25 protein-coding genes and 1 pseudogene are annotated in these 21811 nt (G+C 33.5%); all 26 read right to left on the bottom strand.

All coding sequences use genetic code 11. The features are described from left to right. Positions 1–102: 102 nt before the first annotated feature. A pseudogene (locus tag ACFSCZ_RS00655) lies at positions 103–510 on the bottom strand (stage V sporulation protein K); the annotation flags it as partial. After that, positions 485–2179 carry a recombinase family protein gene (locus tag ACFSCZ_RS00650; protein WP_380771522.1) on the bottom strand — a complete coding sequence of 565 codons (1695 nt, stop codon included), beginning with the start codon at positions 2177–2179 and terminating at the stop codon, positions 485–487. The pseudogene ACFSCZ_RS00655 and the gene ACFSCZ_RS00650, both read right to left, overlap by 26 nt. Before the next feature lie 390 nt (positions 2180–2569). Further along, on the bottom strand, positions 2570–3019 hold the full coding sequence (locus tag ACFSCZ_RS00645; protein ID WP_380771519.1) for a DNA N-6-adenine-methyltransferase: 450 nt from the start codon (positions 3017–3019) through the stop codon (positions 2570–2572). Positions 3020–3085: 66 nt separating this feature from the next. Beyond that, positions 3086–3427 (bottom strand): hypothetical protein, encoded by a 342-nt coding sequence (locus ACFSCZ_RS00640; protein WP_380771517.1) that lies wholly within the window; start codon positions 3425–3427, stop codon positions 3086–3088. A 156-nt stretch (positions 3428–3583) separates the two neighbouring features. Further along, complete coding sequence (locus ACFSCZ_RS00635; protein ID WP_380771515.1) at positions 3584–4411, bottom strand: hypothetical protein; 828 nt, start codon at positions 4409–4411, stop codon at positions 3584–3586. Between the two features lie 53 nt (positions 4412–4464). After that, positions 4465–4887, bottom strand: a complete 423-nt coding sequence (locus ACFSCZ_RS00630; RefSeq protein WP_144460400.1) for a hypothetical protein — start codon at positions 4885–4887, stop codon at positions 4465–4467. A gap of 130 nt (positions 4888–5017) precedes the next feature. Next, positions 5018–5188 (bottom strand): hypothetical protein, encoded by a 171-nt coding sequence (locus ACFSCZ_RS00625; RefSeq protein WP_186306581.1) that lies wholly within the window; start codon positions 5186–5188, stop codon positions 5018–5020. Positions 5189–5254: 66 nt separating this feature from the next. Beyond that, complete coding sequence (locus ACFSCZ_RS00620) at positions 5255–6475, bottom strand: ImmA/IrrE family metallo-endopeptidase (protein WP_380771513.1); 1221 nt, start codon at positions 6473–6475, stop codon at positions 5255–5257. A 136-nt stretch (positions 6476–6611) separates the two neighbouring features. Beyond that, positions 6612–6893, bottom strand: a complete 282-nt coding sequence (locus tag ACFSCZ_RS00615) for a hypothetical protein (RefSeq protein WP_380771511.1) — start codon at positions 6891–6893, stop codon at positions 6612–6614. Positions 6894–6991: 98 nt separating this feature from the next. Then, positions 6992–7591, bottom strand: a complete 600-nt coding sequence (locus ACFSCZ_RS00610; RefSeq protein ID WP_380771510.1) for an antirestriction protein ArdA — start codon at positions 7589–7591, stop codon at positions 6992–6994. Positions 7592–7651: 60 nt separating this feature from the next. Then, positions 7652–8437, bottom strand: a complete 786-nt coding sequence (locus tag ACFSCZ_RS00605; protein WP_380771509.1) for a hypothetical protein — start codon at positions 8435–8437, stop codon at positions 7652–7654. A 349-nt stretch (positions 8438–8786) separates the two neighbouring features. Beyond that, complete coding sequence (locus ACFSCZ_RS00600) at positions 8787–9398, bottom strand: Fic/DOC family protein (protein WP_380771507.1); 612 nt, start codon at positions 9396–9398, stop codon at positions 8787–8789. A 37-nt stretch (positions 9399–9435) separates the two neighbouring features. Then, positions 9436–9654, bottom strand: coding sequence for an antitoxin VbhA family protein (locus tag ACFSCZ_RS00595; protein WP_144460390.1), 219 nt, complete (start codon positions 9652–9654; stop codon positions 9436–9438). A gap of 79 nt (positions 9655–9733) precedes the next feature. Continuing rightward, complete coding sequence (locus tag ACFSCZ_RS00590; protein ID WP_380771505.1) at positions 9734–11848, bottom strand: type IA DNA topoisomerase; 2115 nt, start codon at positions 11846–11848, stop codon at positions 9734–9736. A 24-nt stretch (positions 11849–11872) separates the two neighbouring features. Next, positions 11873–12052 carry a hypothetical protein gene (locus ACFSCZ_RS00585; RefSeq protein WP_380771503.1) on the bottom strand — a complete coding sequence of 60 codons (180 nt, stop codon included), beginning with the start codon at positions 12050–12052 and terminating at the stop codon, positions 11873–11875. A 137-nt stretch (positions 12053–12189) separates the two neighbouring features. Next, positions 12190–12552, bottom strand: coding sequence for a hypothetical protein (locus ACFSCZ_RS00580; protein WP_144460357.1), 363 nt, complete (start codon positions 12550–12552; stop codon positions 12190–12192). Positions 12553–13196: 644 nt separating this feature from the next. Further along, complete coding sequence (gene mobP2 / locus ACFSCZ_RS00575) at positions 13197–14462, bottom strand: MobP2 family relaxase (RefSeq protein WP_380771501.1); 1266 nt, start codon at positions 14460–14462, stop codon at positions 13197–13199. Positions 14463–14468: 6 nt separating this feature from the next. Next, positions 14469–14909, bottom strand: coding sequence for a hypothetical protein (locus tag ACFSCZ_RS00570; RefSeq protein ID WP_380771500.1), 441 nt, complete (start codon positions 14907–14909; stop codon positions 14469–14471). A gap of 48 nt (positions 14910–14957) precedes the next feature. After that, positions 14958–15257: a hypothetical protein gene (locus tag ACFSCZ_RS00565; RefSeq protein ID WP_380771499.1), complete on the bottom strand. Its 300-nt coding sequence runs from the start codon at positions 15255–15257 to the stop codon at positions 14958–14960. A gap of 1 nt (position 15258) precedes the next feature. Further along, positions 15259–15570, bottom strand: a complete 312-nt coding sequence (locus tag ACFSCZ_RS00560; RefSeq protein WP_144460349.1) for a hypothetical protein — start codon at positions 15568–15570, stop codon at positions 15259–15261. 285 nt (positions 15571–15855) lie between these two features. Further along, the gene (locus ACFSCZ_RS00555; RefSeq protein ID WP_380771498.1) at positions 15856–16956 is read right to left on the bottom strand and encodes a hypothetical protein; all 1101 of its coding nucleotides are present in this window, start codon (positions 16954–16956) and stop codon (positions 15856–15858) included. Between the two features lie 26 nt (positions 16957–16982). Further along, a complete protein-coding gene (locus ACFSCZ_RS00550) occupies positions 16983–18125 on the bottom strand; it encodes a peptidoglycan DD-metalloendopeptidase family protein (protein ID WP_380771496.1) in 1143 nt (380 codons plus the stop codon). Then, positions 18122–18829 (bottom strand): hypothetical protein, encoded by a 708-nt coding sequence (locus ACFSCZ_RS00545; RefSeq protein ID WP_380771494.1) that lies wholly within the window; start codon positions 18827–18829, stop codon positions 18122–18124. Before ACFSCZ_RS00545 ends, ACFSCZ_RS00550 begins: the two co-directional genes overlap by 4 nt. Then, positions 18830–20782 (bottom strand): VirB4 family type IV secretion system protein, encoded by a 1953-nt coding sequence (locus tag ACFSCZ_RS00540; protein ID WP_186306525.1) that lies wholly within the window; start codon positions 20780–20782, stop codon positions 18830–18832. A 12-nt stretch (positions 20783–20794) separates the two neighbouring features. Then, complete coding sequence (locus ACFSCZ_RS00535; RefSeq protein ID WP_380771493.1) at positions 20795–21460, bottom strand: hypothetical protein; 666 nt, start codon at positions 21458–21460, stop codon at positions 20795–20797. 2 nt (positions 21461–21462) lie between these two features. Next, positions 21463–21807 (bottom strand): DUF5592 family protein, encoded by a 345-nt coding sequence (locus ACFSCZ_RS00530; RefSeq protein ID WP_380771492.1) that lies wholly within the window; start codon positions 21805–21807, stop codon positions 21463–21465. Positions 21808–21811 lie beyond the last annotated feature (4 nt).

Below are 21811 nucleotides of genomic sequence, written 5' to 3'. Positions count from 1 at the left end.
CCTTGGATTCTTCTTCCATCATAGCAAATTTCGTACCGGTTCAAAAAAAAGCCGCCCCAAAAAGGCGGATCTCTTCTCAATAAAATTGACAATAAAAAACAATCATGAATCCTTAAATGTTAAATCTCTGCTGTGCAGCATTAACAAATCCTGGCGCTTAATATCCGGCTCTGCCAGCAGTCTCATCGCCTGAGATCTGACCGCTTTTTCAATAATATTTCTTACGTAGCGGCCATTGGAAAAAGAAGGCTGATTTCTAGATTTGATATACAATAAATGTTCCTTCAATTTTGTCCCTGCCGCATGAGTCAACTCGTATTGTTTTTCTTTCAGCATCCGATCGGCTATTTCCATCAGTTCATTTACCGAGTAATCCGGAAACTGGAAAACCAGTGGAAATCTTGACTGCAATCCGGGATTTAAACTTAAGAAGTAATCCATTTCTTTTGAGTATCCAGCCAAAATTAAAATAAAGGAATGCTGCTTATCCTCCATATGCTTGAACATTGTTTTGTTTTTTATGTGAGTAGGCATTTTTTTCGACTTGACCATATTCTTGACCATATTGGTTAGGGTTGCTTTCATTACTTCCCCATTTAGTAATAATCTCAATAGTAAAATCTTCGTTTAATATCACTCTCTCGACAAACATTTGTACGATTGTTCTTTTATCCTTCATTTCAAGATTGCCTTTAATAACCTCCTGAAACTTTTTTATATTTTTCTTTATTAATTCGGTTTCATTATATTCTCCCTTTAAAGTTATTAAGTTTGATTTTATGATGTTCAACTCATATTGAAGGGATTCGGTTTGTTTTTTTATTGGATTAGTCAAGTCATCAAATTGTTTTTCAGTTATTTTCCCTTTCCCGAAAAGGATTGCATAATTAGTTTCTTCTTTTTCTAGTTCAATTAACTTTTTTTGAATTTCATCTTTTTGTTTTTCTAGGGAACTTAACTTGTGTGTATCGCTTAACTCTTTTGTAATTTCTTTAATAACGGTTTCGGGATTATTTATTTTATCGAGTAGCCATTTCCAAACAATTTCATCTACAATGTCTACCCTCCAATTAACTCCTTCACATTTTTTTGCTTTTTTTCCTGTCCCTACAATATACCCTTTAGCCGATTTATTTCTGCACGAATAGTATTTATAAACTCCGCTTTTAACCTTGGATGTTATTCCTGAACCAGCCGATGCACCACATCTCCCACATTTCACTATCCCTTTTAGTAGATATGACTTTGATTTTCTGCCCTTAGCTTTATTTAAGGCATCAATCTTTTTTTGAATTAATAAGAATGTTTCTTCGTCAATCAAAGGGGGGATAGCAATTTTTATCCATTCTTCTCTTGGTTGGGGAACTTGCTTTTTTTCTCCGTCTTTTTGTACTACTTTTGATTTTCCATAATAATAATTACCGGTGTAGCTTTCGTTTCTTAAAATTCTTGTCACCGTTGTCTGATACCAAATATCCCCATTAGGAGCAGGAATACCTTTTCTTGAAAGTTCTTGCGCTATTTGATTACAACTCATGTCTTGATTTAACAGCATGTCAACCATATCTATATAAACCATCGCTTCTTCATCGTTAATTTCAAGCAATTGAATTTTCTTATCATATTTGTATCCATATAGACGTTTAAAACTAGGAAGTTCTCCTTTTCTTGCTTTTTGCACTCTTCCCCTTCTTGAATTAGCTAAAATTTTCGCTTTATTATATTGAGCAATTGACCCTTGAATGTTATACATCAACATTGATTCGGGATTATCAGGATCAACTTCAAATTCAATAAATTCAATATCAATACCCATTGACCAAATTCTTCTTGATATAACACCCTGTAATGTGTTATCACGAGTGAACCTGTCAGGGTGGAGCATAATTAACTTCTTTCCAATTCCTTTTTCTAAGAGATACAACACATAATTTAATCCAGGTCTATTAGGATCATCGCCCATCCTCCCATCTTCTATTACAACAACTAATTCGTTTTCTTTAAATCCAAACTTAGACAATGCCCTTTGCTTGCACATTTCAATTTGTGACTCAATACTATACCCCTTCTTCGCTTGATCCGCTGTTGATACACGAGCATATATTATCGCATTTATTTTTCCTATTAAATTAAATATTTGTTCTAATGAAAGTTTTTCTTCTCCCTTTAATTGAATCATTATAACACCTCTATAACGTTTTATTTTTTATGTTTATACAAATAAGTATATCCCCTTTTTGGATAAATGCCAGTGGGGATATACTTATTATTTGTTAGTTTCATAATGTATTAATATCTTTCTAACTATATCCTTAAACGCCAAAGAGGATTTTATATCTTCAAGGGAAGTTTGGTTTTTCGGATGCGTAACTTTTATTTTATAATAAGATTTACACTGATTTTCTTTTTTCAGTTCGCCTCCCACCTTTCCTTTTTTACAATGTATGAAGGGATGGTTTGTCCAAATTAATATTTTTAAAAAACAAAAAAAGACCCTTATCCCATTTGGATAAGAGTCCTTAATATTGCCGGATTTAGCATATTCAAAATTTAATGTGATGAAGTTTGGTTACATTGCAATTAAAGTGTTGGTTTTCGCTTTGTCCCCAAAGATAACCACCGCACTTGGAAATGGAGCAGAATTTTTACTTTCACCGAACTTTAATCTGCCTTTTACAAATCTTATTTCACCTTTCATACAGTAATCATGCCACCATTTTGTATCTGTTCTAGCCGGTAATAAACAAACAACTGTAGCCCCTTTTAAAGAAGATTCATAGGCTTTCTTAACCCAATCCCCAATTACACGACCGTAAGGAGGATTCATCCAACATATTCCTTTCCATTCTTGCTGTAAGCCATCCTCTTCTGGACTGTAATACTTACTACATTTTGCATTATCTTCTGTTGCACATACATCTAACTCAAAATTGAATTCCGCATTCAATTTATCAAAGAAATCTTGTGGAGTAGCCCACATATCTGTATTTGACGTAAATAAACCATTATTAATTGCCATCTATCAATACAACCTTTCTTTGATTTAAGGCAAAAAAATAAAGAACTTCTATATAAAAGAAGCTCTTTACCGATCTAAATAGATTTCATTTTTCGCTTTCTGTGCCGAAACGCTCGTATTTTTCATTACTTGCTGTTGTAAACTTTTATGAACATTCCCCATGCCTTCTACTATCCATAATTTCCATGACTTTTCATCCATTTCCTGATCGCCATACACATCGTGAACCAACTCTTGATAAGATTTTTCTATTACATATTTTGCTTCCTTAGCTTCAAGTAATTCCAAAGAATCACCAATATCTATAGCAAGATTTTTTACACCATCCCTCCCCTTATATCTTTCAATAGCTTCATTCTGTAGTAAACGGTTCTTTAAATTTGATAAAAATTTTTTGGATAATTCCATACAAATATCACCTCATGTAAAAATTACAGAGGGTTAAAATTAATTTCATGCTATGTTCTAAGTGGAATCCCCATCTAAAACAACTATCCCTTTTTAAAAGATTGATAGCAAATAAAGCATCTTCTTTTTAAGTTCACATTTATACGCCCTTCCATATTAACGTTCAAGATTTTTGGATTTCGCATTCTTTGTATTCACTAATTGTTTTTTCTTATTTTTAATCCATTTTTCCTGTGTTTTCTCATCCAATTTTTCTCCATTAGGAGAGTAAGGATTAGTTGTAATAACAGAAACATCCCTTAAAGCTAATTTCTGAACCTCCTCATTACTCACATTGCCATAATTTTCTTGCTCTTTTCTCCAAAACTTTAGACAATCGTTATAAAAAGAAGTCATTATTTCCCAAGTTTTTTCATCATGTTCTTCATTTGCAAGTTCAGAAAAATTTCGATTCCAATCATTTCCTAAACTCGTCAATTCTTTTACCATGGGATAATTTACATCTACTTCCTTACCACTTCGTTTCTTCAACTCACGTATTCCTTGCGCTAAATCCATGTCATACTTACCGTTGTAAAAATTCTCGAATGAACTATTTTTTTCACCTGTATAATAAGATGACCATGATATATAAGAGCGATCAGAATCTCTTTGACATAAAACATGTAAGTTTTTTTCTTCATCAAACTGATAAGCAATAACTTGAACATTCAACTCTTCTATCTTTTCTGCAAATAGTGCATCAATTTTGTCCAAATAAAAACTTTTATTATGATCAAAAATATAATTATACGCTTCTTTTTCTGTGTCGAATATTTCATGAATCCCATCCATGTCTTTTCGTTGCCATGTACTAATGAAGAAGTCCCTATCTAACACTGCATATTTCAAATTTGGCTTTTCCCCAGCATGATATTCTGCTCGGTCTTTTTCGCGAAAATGATAAAGAGCATTTTCGGTTTCCCACATTGGTGCGATTCGCATATTATTATCAACCCCTTCTATATTAAAAAAGACAATCCTAACGTGAGGACTGCCTAGCGTTCTAATTCAAAAGATGAATTTTTTGATTTTGTCGCTTCCAACCTTTGCTTTGTTTTTTCAACCAAATTATAGTCGTTTACGTATAAGGCATCTAAACCTTTCCCCCATAGGCTATTCGTAATTTTAATAGCATCTTGACGATCTTCGTGTAATGAAAAAATGATTTTATTATTATTTGGTGAATAAAAAGTTTCTTCCTTTATTTCTATCCCCATATCTTTCAATTCTTGCAATACCATTTTTTCTGTGTCCTTTAACCGCATAAATTGTTTTTTTGTTTTTAACTTAGGCGCATCAGGATGAACAGTCGAGAAAGCCCCATTGTTGGTAGCATGTTTGTAATAATAATCGTCTTGATACTTGTCATACGCTTTATTTGTTAATTTTCTTGCGTCTATTTCAACAACATACACCATATACACACCCTTCCATGAAAAAAGACCTCTACAGAAGAAAATAGAAGTCTTATCACACTAATTCAGTTTGCTTTTTATTAATAGACTTAAACAATCTAAATTTAAGATTAGAATAAAGAATACCGTATTTTTACCGTTCCCTATCCACTGCCCTTTTCTTTTCTTTGTCTTGCTGGTAAGCCAACAATTTTTCATGTGATTCAACAAGCTTTTCTAAGTCTTTTCTGCTAACCGTGATAGTGGCTTGCTCGCTACTCATTAGTTCTAAATCCTCTTTCAAATTTTGCAAGTAGTTTCGCATAAATCTTTACCTCCTGAACAAAATAAAAAAGAGAACCCCTAGACGGTTCTTTTTACTAGAAGCCCCTTATCGTTCCATTTCCTGCATAACTTTTTTTCTGTTCCTATTCACCCAATTTCCTTTTTCTTTTTTCTCCGTTTTTAACAAATTGTTCTTTACTTCATTTTCCGATGTTTCCCACGCTTCCCACAATTCATGGGCTAAATTCTTTTCTTCTATCACTTCTCTTTCATATGTTTTTTTATATTCTATATATTTTTTAAACGTTTCTTCATCAACTGACTTTAAGTAATTCAAAAACTTTTCATTTTCCCATTCTGCAATATTAGATAATAGTCCATAGTTTTCTTGAATGACCAATGCTTCCTGATAGGGATCTACCTTTTCATGTTCTCTCTTATTTTCCATCTCTTTCCCCCTTTCCTTAACTATTTCTTCTTCGATGATGGAAATGAACTCATGTGCTGTCTCCCTTACTTCTTTTAACAACTTCTCCTGTTCTTTTAATTTTTTCCCTTCTGTCCAATGATGCAAATACGGTAATGAGTATTCGCTAGTATCCAACCCAAAGTAACTAGACACCGTATAAGCAACCATTTCAGCCTGAAATTCTTTTTCTTGCGCACTATATTGATCATATGTTTCTTCGGTATGCAATACGGCATGTGCTAACTCATGAACCAATGTCTTTACATTCTGCAACTCCGTATTACGTGGGTTAAGCGCAACTTCTTTACGTAAGGTATAACTAACTCCTTTTGCACTTCCTAATTCAGAGTAAGGCTCCACAATTTTGATTCCACTATTTTCAGCAACCTTTTCAAGTGCTTGATACATAGATTCATAATTTTCAACAGAACCATCTAACCAACGATTCGGAAAAATCTTTGGCAAGTCATCCAGTGTCGCTGTCGTTTGCGATACATCGAATACATGCCCTACATCAAAAAAAGTGCGTGTATACGTTTTGATTTCTTTATTGGCAATCTTCTCCTTTTCCTCTTTCGTTGCGTATTTTAATTGAACTTCTTTATCCCCACGCTCAAAGTATGTGGTAATTTTAGGTACAAGGATTTTTATGCCTTTTTCACCTTTTTTAACAGCAAATCCTTTATCCTTCCAAAACTTAAAAGACCCTACTGCCGTGGCTCCTGGGAATTGATCTTGAATTAATAAAGTATTATTTACGGAATAGTTATGGAACTTCCCCATAAAGTTCAAATATTCCTTAATACTTTCAGGGCTATGGAAATATTCAGTTATTTGCCTTTCCATTTTATTGGTCAAGTTTTCAATTTCCTTCCGTTTATCTTCCCATGTTTTTCCCTTATATTGTGTCTTTGCCATTTTGTGTCCTCCTTGATCATTAAAAAAAAAAAAAGAGAGCCGGTACGAGCCGACTCCATCTTCTGAAATTCATGATCTATAACAAATGCGGTTCATCAATCCCTTCTACTAATTCAGCCAATCCCTGTTCAGGGATTTTAAAATCCAAAATGACCGTTTTTGTCTCCATATGGATCGGAATGAGGGCAAATTCATTTTCCTCCACTATTTCCTTTAATCGGTTCAACGTATTAGTGGATGTAGGAATGACAACTTCTTCCCCATTTAGGGAAAACACCACACTTTCCTCTCGAAACGCTTTTATCACACCCAACGTAACATTTAAATTTTCTCCGTAAGATATAACAGACAAATCCATAGAAAACCTCACTCCTTAAAAAAATAAAAGAGAGACTCCTATTATGTGAAGTCTCTTTCGTTCTATCGCTCCACGTCAACAACATAAAAGTGGAGGTCTTATCGCTCTAATTCAGTTTGTTTATTTTTATTCATAGATTTAGATATTTTTTTCTCTAAAAAATCGCCCTTTATTTCACTCATTATTTCTTGAACTAACTCTTCATGATAGTTTTGTGGAACCTCTTCTATATTCCCATAACCATTGATTCGGTAATAATCATCGTTAATATAATTAATATCTTTTAACATAAACTTAACACCCTGCCAACCACCTTGTTCTAAACGATATTGCACATATTCATCTAAATCCTCTGTATAAATAATATCCTCAACATATTCTTCTTTTTCAGTCTCTTGAGCAAAACTAATAACATCCCCCATATCATAATTACCTGCCAATATAGGTTCTGCGGTATCCAATCCTTGTAAATACTCCGCCATTTTATTAAGTTTTTCAATATCTTCATACTCACTAATTTCAAACGGCAACTCATAATCATGAATAGCAAAGTCTCCATGCGGCTGACCGTTTGAATCCAATTCATGAGGTTCAAAAATTGTTTGATAAACCTCTTCAATCTCTACTGGTAAATCAAACCAACCACCGACTAACTCACCTTCATTATACTTCGCTAAATTTGCTACATAAATCCTCATATTCTTTCTCCTTTTTTTAAATTTTTTATCAAAAGAAAAAGAGCTTAATAATCTAAGCCCTTAACGTTCCAACTCTTGTTCCGAATTTTTTTCTTTGGTAAATCCTTCATTTAAGTCCAGTGACTTAATCGCACTCATATATTCTTCAACATCCCGACCAAGTTCTTGAAGATGATTGATTAATTCATATTCGCTCATCACTTGCCCTAACGTATGATCACCTTGCCATTGAGAAGATTCTTCAAGCAAATATTGATCTTCCACCTTTTCTCCATCAACGGACTTGACTTTGTAAACATTCTGATGATGACCCAAGCCACCAGTCGTCCAATTTCGACCATCCCATTCACCCAAATCGACAGAATCTTCCGTTATTTCAATTTCTGTTTTTATCACCCCTTCATCATAATAGGCGTGTTTTAATGTTTCATAATTCGATCCATTCCACCATTCATACACTTCACACGGTTCAAAATCGGTTAATGAGAAAAACACTTTATTCATGCCATCATATACAAGCCTGTTTTCATTTTCATGAACAAAATCTAAATAATCATCCGCATAATCAACCTCAATATTTTCATATCCACAAACTTCTAAGAACTTTTTCAGATCTTCTGGTTCGTCAGCATTAAAATATTCTTCTTTTTCCTCCATTTCATTTTTAAATCGTTCCAACTGATTACTTAAATCTAATTCTTCTCCATAACTTAAATCCGATATACCATCAATTACTAGGGAACTTCCACCAATTTCTATTTTCTCCACTACCTCTTTTGGGTCAATCAAATATTGAACATCTACCTCCCCTTTATCAACCTTCCAAATCTCCATTTTTTTCGTCATACTCTACCTCCCTAAGATCCCGTCACTTTCAGATGTTTAAATAGCACCCCTTTTAAAAGATTTAAAAACACCTATCAATATCACCACTTTCTAAACTAAATAAAAAAAGGACTCCTATTTATTAAATAGAAGTCCTTATAATAAAATAATCCTATACAAAGTTTTGCAAACTTCGTATAGGATTAAAAAAGGGGGATTCTAAGGCGTTTAACCCTCATACTATTATATTATCACCTTTCTAAGCTCATAGAGTATCTATATAGTATCTATATAGTATCACATTTCATTTTCCAATAAAGACATAAATCATACTGTAGTATGACGTAAGGAGCAAAAAAAAGAGGATACATCATTTTTCGTGTTCATTTTTAAATTTGTTTTTTTCGATACTTTTTTTACTTTTAATGTCTTTTTTTAATGCTTCATACATTAATATTTCATCGTCTTTTATTGATGCAATCATATACAGATCATTATTAGGAGTTATGTCTAACGCATAGCCTTTTAAATCAGCCAACTGCCTTATAAATTCCCTTTGTGTCCTTCCATTTCCTTCTCTAAACGGATGCATATAATTCAAATCACACAATATTTTTCCTAACTCTTTGCAAATGAATTCTTTTGAGTTGTTTTTGTTGCTAAAAAAAAGCTGGATTGATTGTTCGAGTTGTTCTTCGGCTTTGTTAATAAATTGACAAGGTAAAAAAGATGTATTCCCTTTATGAATATCGACTGTACGATATTCCCCTGCCCAATCATAAACATCTTGAAACAGATATTTGTGAATTTCTTTATAATCTTTCATAGACAAATTTTTTGCTATTTTCTTGTTCCTAAGTTCAGCTAGACGAATAGTTGAAGCCTTTGCTTCAAAAATTTCCAATTCACTACTACTTTTCAAACCAATTTTATTTTTCAAAACATTATTTTTATAATCAAAATGTTTATCGTAAAAATTCATTTTCTTTACCTCAACAAAAAATAAAAATGCTTTTTCGTCAGTTAGAAAAAGCATTCTGATTTAAGTACATATTTTTCTCGTTCTGTTTATGAAATTCAGCTAATTGTTCCATTGTCATTTTACCATCCAGAACAGCCTTAATATGTTCAACACTTTCTTTTGTAGGTTTAAACCCTTCAATCATTGATGAATGAATGCTCGCTTTAACAGCTTCAAATTGTTTCTGATCCGTAAATTTCACTCCGCAAATTTCCATGAAATCACCTCTATGTTATATTATATCACAATCCAATTACCTTTACTACAAAGACAAATTACAGAATAAGCCATTTTAATTAAGGAAAATCAAACTTTATCTTTCCATGTTCAATTCGTAGGTAAGCATCAAATTTTTTTCCTTTTTTACTTTTAAAACCCTTAATCAATTTTGTACGTTTACCGCTCAATAATGCTTTTATATCTGTTTCAGATAGTTTTTTTCCTAAATAAATTTTTGGTAAAGTAAATGTACACCCATCCCGATAGCCAGTACAACCATAAAAAGTACCTTTATCTTCTATTTTTTCATTTTGACATTGAGGACATATACCAATGAATGTTTTTTCCATTGCCTGGTCAATCTGTTCTTTTATATTTTCTACTTGTTTCGGCACAGTATCCAATAAAGATAAAATGAATTTTTCAATTGTATCAAGAAACGTTTGTTGAGATCCTTCATTTTTACCGATTTTTGATAAATACTGCTCCCATTTTGCCGTCATTTCAGCGCTAGCTAAAAGAGTGCCGTCTACTGCTTGGCAAAGCAATGCTCCTTTTGGCGTCACGTAAACGGTATTCTTCTTGATTTCAATATATTCCTGATGCTTTAAAGTATCAATAATGTTTGCCCTTGTCGCTTCCGTTCCAATCCCTTCTGTCTGCTTTAAAATTGCCTTAACGTTCTCATCATCGACTTCCTTTCCGGCATTCTTCATAACTTGGATAAGATTCCCTTCGGTGAACAATTTGGGCGGTTTGGTCATTCCTTCTTTAATCGACACAGTGACAGAACAGGAATCCCCTTCATTCATTTCAGGAAGGATAGGTTCATCGTCTTTTTTTGTCTCGGACTCTTCTCCAAGTAAAACCTTCCACCCTTTCCTTTTTTCAATCTTACCAGTTTTATGAAACATAAGCCCATTAACATCAATCTCAACTATTGTTTCTTCAAATTCATAATCAGGGGCAAACATGGATAGCGTGGTAGAAAGGATCTCTTTATAAATATTTCTTTCTTTTTCCGAAAGGTCGTCCATATGGGCGACTTGTTTTGTTGGTATTAGTGCATAGTGTTCTTGAACCTTTGCTCCATCAACATATCCTTTTCTTGCATTTGGATAGGCTACATCAAACTGAATACCCAAACAGGATTGGTATTCGGATAGTTTTTCTTTCACATAATTAAATTCATTGTCGGTAATAAAGTGACAATCTGTACGTGGATAGGTAACCAATTTCTTTTCATATAATCCCTGTACAATTTTTAGTACTTCCGATGGACTATATTTCCATTTTTTATTTGCTTTTGTTTGCAAGGTAGACAAAGAGTGGAGTTTAGGAGCCTTTGATTTTTTCAATTGCTTTTCGACGCTCTTAATGACCCCATTATTTTTTCCATCTGTAATGCCGTGTGATTGTAATAGTTCCTTGGCTTTTTCTTCTTGATCAAACCTTTCTTTATGCTTTGCATTGAAGGTTCCTGCGTCTGTAGTAATATCACCAACTAATTCGTAAAAAGGCTTCGACTGGAAATTTTCAACTTCATTTTGCCTTTTGTAAATCAAATAGAGTGTTGGTGTCTGAACTCGACCAACACTATAAACCCCTCTCAATCCTTTTTTCTGCATTAGTAAAGTGTACAATCGCGAAGCATTGATACCCACTAACCAATCACTAATTTGTCTCGTTTTTGCTTCTTCATAAAGAGGTAAGTAATCATTTCCTTTCTTTAAATTACTAAAGCCTTTTTGTATTTCGTCTATTTCTAATGAATTAATCCATAATCTTTTGGTTGGTTTACCACTAGCACCGGACAACTTTATAATACTTCTTGCAATATTTTCCCCTTCCCGATCGCAGTCTGTAGCCACAATGATTTCGCTTGCCTTCATTAATAATTTCTTAACCACATTAAACTGCTTCCGTTTATCCTTAGCTACTTGGAACTTAAATTGTTTAGGCAATATTGGCAAAGTATCCAATGACCATTTTTTCCATTCTTCTTTATATTCTTCAGGCGGAGCCAATTCAACTAAATGACCAATCCCCCAAGTAATTACCGCTTTTTGACCATTAAAAAAACGATTATCATTCACTTCAATGTAACCATCTTTTCTAATCGTATTTTTAAAAGCATCTGAATATGCTTTAGCTTGGTTCGGTTTCTCCGCTAAAATTAATGTAAGTCCCATTTATGGGTCAATCTCCTTTCACTATTATATTTTACAATTTTTTAATCGGCACAAAGCAAATTTACCATCTACCTTGATGAATTCTCGTTCAGGATAGCAACGTTTTAAATATTCTATTGCATTTTCTTCAACCTCCTTATCTGTACCAGTTTTGAAAACCCATTCAGGTAAAAGTACCTTATACAACGGCAAAAGTTCATACATGCAATTACCCCCAATTAGTAATAAATAGCAAAGGCTATAGCACCAAAAACAAATAAAAAAAACAGAAGTGTTAAACTCCTAATAAAGAAGAGTTCACTTCTGTTTTTAAATACACTTATTATCATCCTAAACATTCACTAGACACCTAACTCTCGCTCTTGCCTCATCTTCTCATGTTGTAATCTTCTTTGTCGCCTTAACCTATCTAAATCCAACCCTCTCTTTTTTAACCTTTTCCTTGATTTACTAACCATGTCTTTTGTCAATTCACTTTCACGTTCTAACATAAATATAGCATCACCTAAATCAAGAGTTCTTTCTCGATAAGAAACATTTGATTGTTCCATGAGTGTTCGTTGAACAATTTGCAAATCATTAATACTGAACTTCCCACCCTCTTTTACCCTTCTAAAAGCTTCAATCACTTCCTCTTGTTCCTGTAATTTATGCTCCAAACTTAAATGTTTTTTAATTTCATTATACTCTTGTTGATGTATCATTACGGTTCCTCCTTTTTAGTTGAATTTTTTTGTAAAAAAGAGGTAATCGGATTATCGTGTGGAAAATTCTTAAAAAACAATCCAGTACATTCAAAAATTATTGTTATTGTACACTTCCTCTAATTTTAACGATCCTATCTAATAGAAAAGCAATTATATACAAAACAAGCAAAATAACTTGCAAGAAAAAGATAATCCTTATTCCCGCATCTAATGAAACCCCATATATGATTAACGGACATAAAGAACCCACAATAACACAATAAGCATATAGAGTATTTTTTATAATACTTATGAAAGTGTCTTTGGATAATAATTGTATATACCCCAAAGTTACTTTCGTCATTGCACTCACAACATTTAAGATGAAGCAAAGCATGAGTATTGACCATGTATAATCTAATAATACTGTCACGTCAACCCATTTAAACAAACTTGCCATCATCGAAACCACTAAAATTAAAGAACATATAAATATATAAATTTGAACTAAATTTTTTCTGTACGTCCTATATACATTACTCATTTATTCGCTCCTTAATGTCACCCTAATAATTTTCCACATCATTTTCCGAATACCCTAAAAAAGAAAACCCCCTGATACTATAACTTGTATCTGGGGTTCTCAATTCATGCCAAATTAATCAATCATATCCTTCCATCATTCGATCATACTCGTCCATGTGACGTTCTCGTTGATAGTCATGGTAAGTTTTTCTCATGGCATTTTTTAAACGTAGAACAGCAAAATAAATTTCTCTACTAGAATTTAATCTCTTAAAATATTCATTTTTACGATGATTCATAGAAGGTTTTGTTTTTGTATTTTTTCGAGCTTGGTTATTGCTTGAAGAAAACCGATTACGTCTTTCCAATGTGACAATATCTCTCATTTCTGTCAGCACAGCATTACCCATTCTCTTTTTTAAGTCATCTAATTTTGTCTTTTTGTATTGGTCATGCCTACTATCTTCTCCAAATAGCCTTCTTGAAATTTGTACTTGTTTGTCTAATAACTCATTAAGTTCCTTCATTTCCTTTTTATGATAAGTGTCTAAATATATCTCAACTATTTCATCTATATACGGTCTTGCGTTGTTTATTGATTGATAGCCATATTTCCATTGCCTTAAATCATTTGGCAACAATAACATTGCCTTCATGAATAATTCTTTTGTACGTTCATCTGCTGACAATTTAATTTGTTCTTCCTTTTTATAATGAACAGTACCACGAATAAGTTCATCAATTTTATTGAAGTCATGCTTTCGATCTAATATCTGATTCGCTACAGTAGACTTCATACGATCAAGTGAACTTTGCTTTCTCTTTGCTTTATATTGTTCCTTCCATTCATTATGTTCTTTATCAAAAAATCTTACCTTCTCTCTCGTAGGGTTCGGTTCAACTGTTGCTACATGGACATGAATGTTATCCGTATTATAATGGATAGAAGCTGACCAAACTGCCGACTCATTCATGCCCTCCCTTTTCAACATTTCATCTACAGCACTTCTTACAACCGATTTTATTTTATATTCTTGGAGAGTGTTCGTTTCTGAATTGTATAATCCCTGTTCTTCCAGCCAGTCATTATCAAAACTGATAACATCTTGCCACAAAGGTGAACCATTCTCTTGGGCTTGCTTAAAATTTTCTTTGAGTTTCTTCTTTTCGACTTCGGATAAAACATCCTTATCAGATGTAAACAAAGCCCCTTGTTTTTTTTCATCCCCCATATATTCCATGTAAGTATGGTACAAACTAAAATCATCTTTCTTACTACTGTTAGGGTTAATTTCTAAATTTCTTTTAGCATCTTTTCGATCAATGTATTTTATATAATCATTATAATCTTTTGCATTGGGCATCACGAATTTACTTTTTAGAACAACAGCAGGAGTTGACATTTAAACTCACCCACTTGCAACATTTTTTCTTCCAACATCTTTATCTATTTTTCGTTGCCTTCTTTCAGAGATAATTTTTTTAACTACATGTTCAGCTTCGATAAGTGCATCAGTTTTCACTTTATCCGTTGTCGCAATAGCATCGAATTCATGGATGAAGAAATAGTGATTCCAAAATTCAAGCATCATTTTAGTTTCTCGATCTACGACATTACTTGTCACCCTTATTTTATTTAAAACCTCCATTACATCCTTCATTTTTTCATCTAAGAGTTCAGATAGAGTTTTGATGAAAAATTGATACTCTTCTTCTTTATTTTTGTAAAAATGATGAATTGCTAAATCAACAATTTCAGATTTTGATTTTGCTTCGTTCACAGAAAGTTTATTAATTTTTTCTATCGTTTCTTCACGTAACATAAAATTTTTTCTTTGCTTATTACTCACCCACAATCATTCCTTTGTATAATTTTTTCATTAATATTGTTTTTTCACTCATCCATTCACAAGGTCAACCCCATCAATTGGAATACGGGTTTCCGATGATATAAAGGAAAGCAAATTTTCCATCTTATCATCCATGTCTTTCGTTCGTCTATGAATCATTAAAACAACCTTTTTAATATCTGTTAAATTATCATCAATCCTTCGTTGTTCATCTCTCAACGCACTTGATGAACCAACTCTCTCAAGATATATTTTCAAAAACTCTTGACGAGACATTCCTTTTTTATTAGCCAGTTCATCTATATATTTGATTAAACTTTTATCAACATTTCTTATACGAACCTCCAAACTATGCACTCCCCTTTTCGATATATTCACTCAACATTTCCAACTCTACATCCATTACTAATGCAAATAATTTAACCATCTTACTATATTTTTCTTCCATGTTAATTAACAACTCAAAATTTCTTTCAAGCAAATCCCTTACATCATCCATCACTAAATCGAACTCTCTTTTTTGTTCTTCCAAGAGATCAATAATTGATATTACTTCAAATTGTTCTCGTAAAAATTCCTCCCTCGACATTCCATTTTCTTTTGCAATTCGATCTATTTTTTTTACGATAACTGGACTAACACCCCGTACAAGAACATCCATATTTAACAACCTCCTACATCATCTGTGACAGTATTGTATTGAAAATATCTGTTATGCACAGATATTGATTGAAAGAGCATAAGGGAAAAATGCTAACACGTAACGTGTTAGACTAGGCAGAGCCTAGTTTTTCGATGGGAACAGATTTTTTGAGCGTTACACATCTTTTGCGTAAAATTCCAAACGGTTTATCGTATATTAATTATCAAAATGTAATGTTTATGCATTGTTTTATGCTTTTACACAACATATACACACTCAAAATTACTAAAAAAAGAGCGAAATTCATTCGCTCTTTTTGTTTTCCTTCACTTCTTTTGAGGACTTATCGGACTTATTTTTCTCTTTATTTTTCTCTTTATTTTTCTCCTTATTGTCCTCTACTTTTTCTGATTCACTTTTACTTTTTTCATTTTTCACCTCATCTTTCCTGTCAGATTTCTGATTTACAGACTCCGTATTTTTTTCAATATCTTCTTCATCTTTCTCATGAGAACCGCTAACAGTCTCTAATTTTTGAAGTAATTTTTCTCTCTTCTCCATTAATTTTTTAACAGCATCCTCCAATTCACCCTGTTCCTTTTTAGCTTCTTCAATAGCTTCCTGTTTGGAACGTATCTCGATTTCCGACTCTTGTTTTTCCTCTTCCGTTTGATATTCTAAATCAGAATTGATCCTTTCAATTTCCTTTGCAAGTGACTTTACTAACTCTTTTTGTAATGGAATTTTTTCATCGGAAATAACTTTAATTTGTTTTTCTATCTCTTTTATTTCACGCTGGATATTTTCAGCTTGATAACCAATTGCATCTTTTAATATTAGGTTAGAGTTGATTTTTATTTTACGATAATCCCCTATAAGAACTTTTTCTGATGGCTTAGGGAGTTTAAGTTTTTCTTCCCCATCATCCTGATCAAGGGAACCTTCTATTTCAATAGTTCTCTCCCTTGCTTCACTTTCCAGGATTTTTTTATCACGGTGTTCAAATACAAACAGACCAATAATACGATATGTTTCAGGAACATTTTTTATTTGTACAACAATGTTTGTATCGTCTTTGTAAACGACTTTAACCGGAAATCCTTCCGGTTTATCTCTTTCTTTTGCGGAAAAAGTGAACGTTGGTTTAACAATATCAGAACCCGTGTGAATCGTTTCAATACTCACTTCCATCAACTCTTTTTCGGGATTGTATTCCCACCTGTTCAATTTTAATGTTGTCTGATCTAACCCAACTATTTCCGTATTAAATGGTGTTTGCATGATTGGTTCGTCATCATACATCCACAATTTTGACGTAAAAAAAACAACCAATAAAACGGTTGTGACAATTAAAAAAATAAGATAAAACTTGTTTTCAGTTCCGCTATTTATTTTTAGTTTCAAACATAACCACTCCCTTTCACTTACTTTTATTTCTTGCCCATCACCGGTTTCAGGTACGGCATTGGGTCAACCGGTTTATTATTTATCCTTACTTCAAAATGCAGGTGAGCCCCTTTTGAATCACCCGTGTTACCTATTTTCCCGATGACTTGTCCAGCTTTCACCTTTGTTCCTACAGGTATACCTTTTTCCAACATGTGACCATATAAAGTACTTACCCCATTACCATGATCAATCACGACAACATAGCCATAGCCACCATAACCACTGCCTCGTTGACCAAAAGTGGAGACCACAACTTTTCCTTCCATAAAGGCTACAATTGGTTTTCCTGTATCGTTACCCCCTGCTATATCAATTCCGTTATGATTTGTTCCCCATCTCGGACCAAAGCCCGAAGTAATGTTTTTCGTATGAGGAACCGGCCAAGCTTTGTTCCCTACAACAACACCACTTCCTTGATTACCTAAGTGATCAACAGCTACCAAATTACTTTTATAAGCACTCATATAATGCTTTACATCACTGAGATATTTGGAAGAAGCATTGTATCTTAATATGGCTCCATCAATTGTTCCAGTTGTTTTATAACTGGCAGATAAATAGTTTGCCATACCAAAAATGGCATCTTCTAAATCCCACATATCTGCCTTTCCATCACCATTGGCATCTACCCCATAACCGCCATATTTTTTAATTAAAGTAGGATTACTTTTATCCGCTTGGGGGATGTTTCCTTTCCCTAAACCTCCACAAGATGGATGACCCCATCCGACCCAAGTGCATGGCATAAACTGTGCATGTCCTTCTGCACCAACATAACTTATCATTGGATTAATTGTAGAAAAAACTGTCTCCACTCGGTGAATAGCCGCAAGAAGTTCCCAATCTAAGTTATATTTTTGTGCCGCTTTTTGATAAAGAGGAATATATTGTTTTGGAACCTCATTAACCGCAAAATTCCCTGTTCCACCCCATGTATAATCTCCACCTTCACTATCTGTATTTGTATTACTCCCTGCCCCTGCAATACCAACAATGATTAATAGGAGAATAAAAAAAAGGAGGATAATAAATCCTCCTACAAAGCCAATGGCTCCTGCAACCGCTACGGCTACTTTTGCTGTTAGCATGGATGTTGCTTTTTTTACTAAATCTACTACTCTCATGGAATCTGAAACTCCTTGATGGTTAATTGATCCTTGGTCACCTGAAATGAAACATAAAATAATCCGGCTTCTTCTTTCAATGTGTAGCCACCACTAATGACTTCCCATTGAGCAAAAACGCCAATTTTTATTTCATTTTCACTGGATGACTTTACACCGAAAACTTCATCTTCTGTTATGAAAATATCAAACTGTTCATCCTCAAATGAATCAATATCTTCCTCTATTTTTTCAAGATAAGTGCCGGGTGCTTTTTTCTTCCAAACAGACAAGTCGCTTTCTTTTTTTACCCATAAATCCACAATCTGTCGCGCCTGATCTTTGGCTTTTTTAAACTTTTCCTTACCATGTTTTTTAATATAGGCTTCTTCTATTTTCTTGACTTCTTCCTGATCTTGTCCACTGGTTTGAGCTTTTTGATAGCCTTCTCCTTTGATGTCTCCCATGGAAGGCTCATCTAAACCAATGCCTTCATCTGTATCTCCCTCATCGTCCTCATAATCATCATTTTCTACAGGATCTGGGGAGAAGTCTGGTTCCAATATGTCGTCCTCCACGTCCGACTCATTTACTTCTTGGACATTTTCAAAAGGATTTTCAACATCTTCTTTTTTATCACCAAAAAAACTATATATTGATATACCTATAACCAAAAATCCCACAATCAACAAAAATATATATTTAAAAAGGATAGTACGATCCATTTACATACCCCCTCTAAATAGTGCTAATTCTTCATCAGATGCTTCAATTCCGAGCATAATGTTTCCCAGTCCACTAATACTTAACAAACAATCCCCTTGCTGAAATAAAGGAATTTGAGCCAATTCAGACTCGGACATTTGCCCCTCAAATATTGCTCTCAAAGCATCTAATGTATTAGAATCCTGTTGCATAATGAACTTGTATTGCGTGAGTTCAAACAGCGTTCTAATCTTTGTTACTGTTTCGGTATCCGAATGATCAGGAACGAAGTCTCTTATTGATTGGCTTGCGAATAAAAGCCCTCCAAAGTATTTTCGGGCTTCCCTTGCAAAGTCTGTTAGAAATGAAACAGCCAACATATTTTCAGAGTTAATTAAACGATGCGACTCATCAATAACAACCAATAAACGAATTACATCATCTTCATCAAAGTTCTCATCTTCATATAACGCTCTCATTTGTGGGGCACCAATTTGAATCAAGTTATCCCAAATTAAATTAAGAGCATTATACATTTGAGCATTAAACACACCTTTTTCTAATCCAGTCAGGTTACGGATAGAAAAGAAAATCACTTGTTCATTGGTAAAGTCAGGAATTGTTGTGTGACCATTGAACAAGTGAGAATAGCTGTTTACTAGGTTATCAATAACCAATTCAATTTTTTCTAATCGATCAATTCTTGAAGCAGATAATTCAGGTCGTATCACCCTTAGTTGCGGATTTTCATACAAAACATCTTGTATATAAGCTAGGAAGTCACTAAAAATTGGATATTCTTCATTAGGTAATCCAGTAACACCAGTGGTATAAATCCTTTCTAAAAACCCCATGTTTTCATAAAAATTACGCAACACTTTTTTGAATTCCTCCAATTCTTCTGATGAAGGATTTCCTGCTAAAAATTGATAGAATGTGGTCACTTTTGAAATATGTTGCATAAAACTAAGTTCTTCATCTTTTATCGGATCATCGTTTTCTTCAATTTTATAAATTTGTAAGGGATTGATGATCCCTTGGGAACCATCCAAGCTAATACTATGCCCTGTCAAAGCGCCTACCAGTGTTTCAAACTCACCGGTTACATCAAAACCACGAATAAAATTTCCTCTTGATGCATTGTCCATTACTAGCTTTTTTAAGGTCGTAGACTTTCCAGCCCCCATCGTTCCTACAACAACGCCGTTATAGAAACGTCTTTTTTTATCTTTGTGAAATAAATCAAACAAGACATTACCACCAGTAAAACTTGTTCCTAAATAACTACCTTTTGGATCATTCAACTCCGAATAATGAAAAGGTAAACCTGATGCCAAACTCATTGCAGGAAGTCCTTTCCCTTCACGGTAATTCGGGAATTTTTGTTGATGATCATACGACAAAAATAATGATTGCCATTCCCAACTAGTTTCGTTTAGGAATACAGCACCTTTAAAACCACGGGAATTTAATTCTGAAATGACAGTTTCAATTTTTCGCTCCAATTCAACAATTGTTGGTGCATGAACGAATAGGCGTAAGTGTATTAGCTTTACCACTTCGCCCATTTGTGAAATTTCTTGATAGAGTCTTTCCATCTCTTGATAGTTGGATTGTGCATCCATTCGTTCCGATTCCTGTTTTGCACTTCTAAATCGCACGTTATGTTCTAACATGCTCTTGTTAATGGAACTAACTGCTTCATCTTTATCCATAGTAGCTATATCATTTACCACAATCACATCACGCATGGACATAATTTGTTCTAACCATAACTCATTGACTGTTGTTGGATAATCATAGATATGGATACAGGCTTCGTATCCATCCCCTTTTTGAATGTACTTATCCTTAAAACTAACCCCACCTTGTGGTTGAATAGCAATCAAAAAATCATCATCTCGTTTTTGTTTCAACCTTTTTTCTTCCAGCAATTCTTCTTCTTTTTTTTTCTTTTTCATCACTTTTAGCATTAAAAATACCCCCTATAACTTTGTGTTTGGATTGTTTAACATAAACAATACATCCTCTTTTTTTTCGATAGATAATTCTTTTAATGGGAAAGACTGTTGCATTCCTCTTATAATTTGTTTTTTACGCTCTTCCAACTGATGTACATTATCGGCATAAACAAAAAGAAAGAACTCTCTATTAGTTCTTTCTTTCTCTAAAAATTCAAGTTCAAAAAGTTTACGATCAATAAATTTTAAACGCAAAGGGTCATCTGTTCTCTCTCTTTTCTTCCGCCAATATGCTTTTTGTTTTTCAGTATTAGAAGGAAAATTCATCGCAACTTCTTTTATAGACTCAAAATAACTTCTAAAAAAACGACTTCGTGCCATTAATAAAAACTTCAAATCCTCATCATTTCTCGAATAAAGGTCTTTAGATTCAATTTGAAATATATCCATGACTCCATCTTTTAAAAGAATATAATCGTCATGAATTTGAAGAAAAGGAAGAATTGAAGGCGTTTGGCGAAGTAACTTAGCCTTCTTACCTTTATCCTCTAACTCTTGCTTTTTCTTTTTCTCCTGTTTCCTTTGCTTTAACTTTTGAATAAAACCCCTTTTTTTAGGGTCACTATTCTCGTTATATTTTGGCACGATGATAGGCTTTATCGCTTCTTTTTTTTCCTCTTGATTAACCATAGCTAAACTTCCCCCTTCCTATTGTTCTCTCTATTTAACTGAATTAACTTTTCGTTATTTTTCTTGTCGTGATCTAAAGCATGGTAAGTCTGCTTATCACGCTTAAAGAACAAAATAATTGACATATAATTTCTAAGGGTAGGATTATTACTTGAAGGCATCACCAACCATAGTAATAATCCTGTAGAAATCACCATAAATGGTATTGCAAGTACAGTATGAACCATGTCTTTTAAAAAAGTAAAAATAGAAAAGAAGCCAATCAATAAAATGACTAGCTCCTTCATTTCCAATCCCATCAATTTGGGCTTGGATTTTATTTCTTTTGGAATTTCATAATTTCCCAACTCT

The sequence above is a fragment of the Siminovitchia sediminis genome (genome assembly GCF_042680885.1).
GTDB classification, from domain to species: Bacteria; Bacillota; Bacilli; order Bacillales; family Bacillaceae_C; genus Siminovitchia; species Siminovitchia sediminis.
This window is presented reverse-complemented; position numbering and strand designations above follow the sequence as displayed.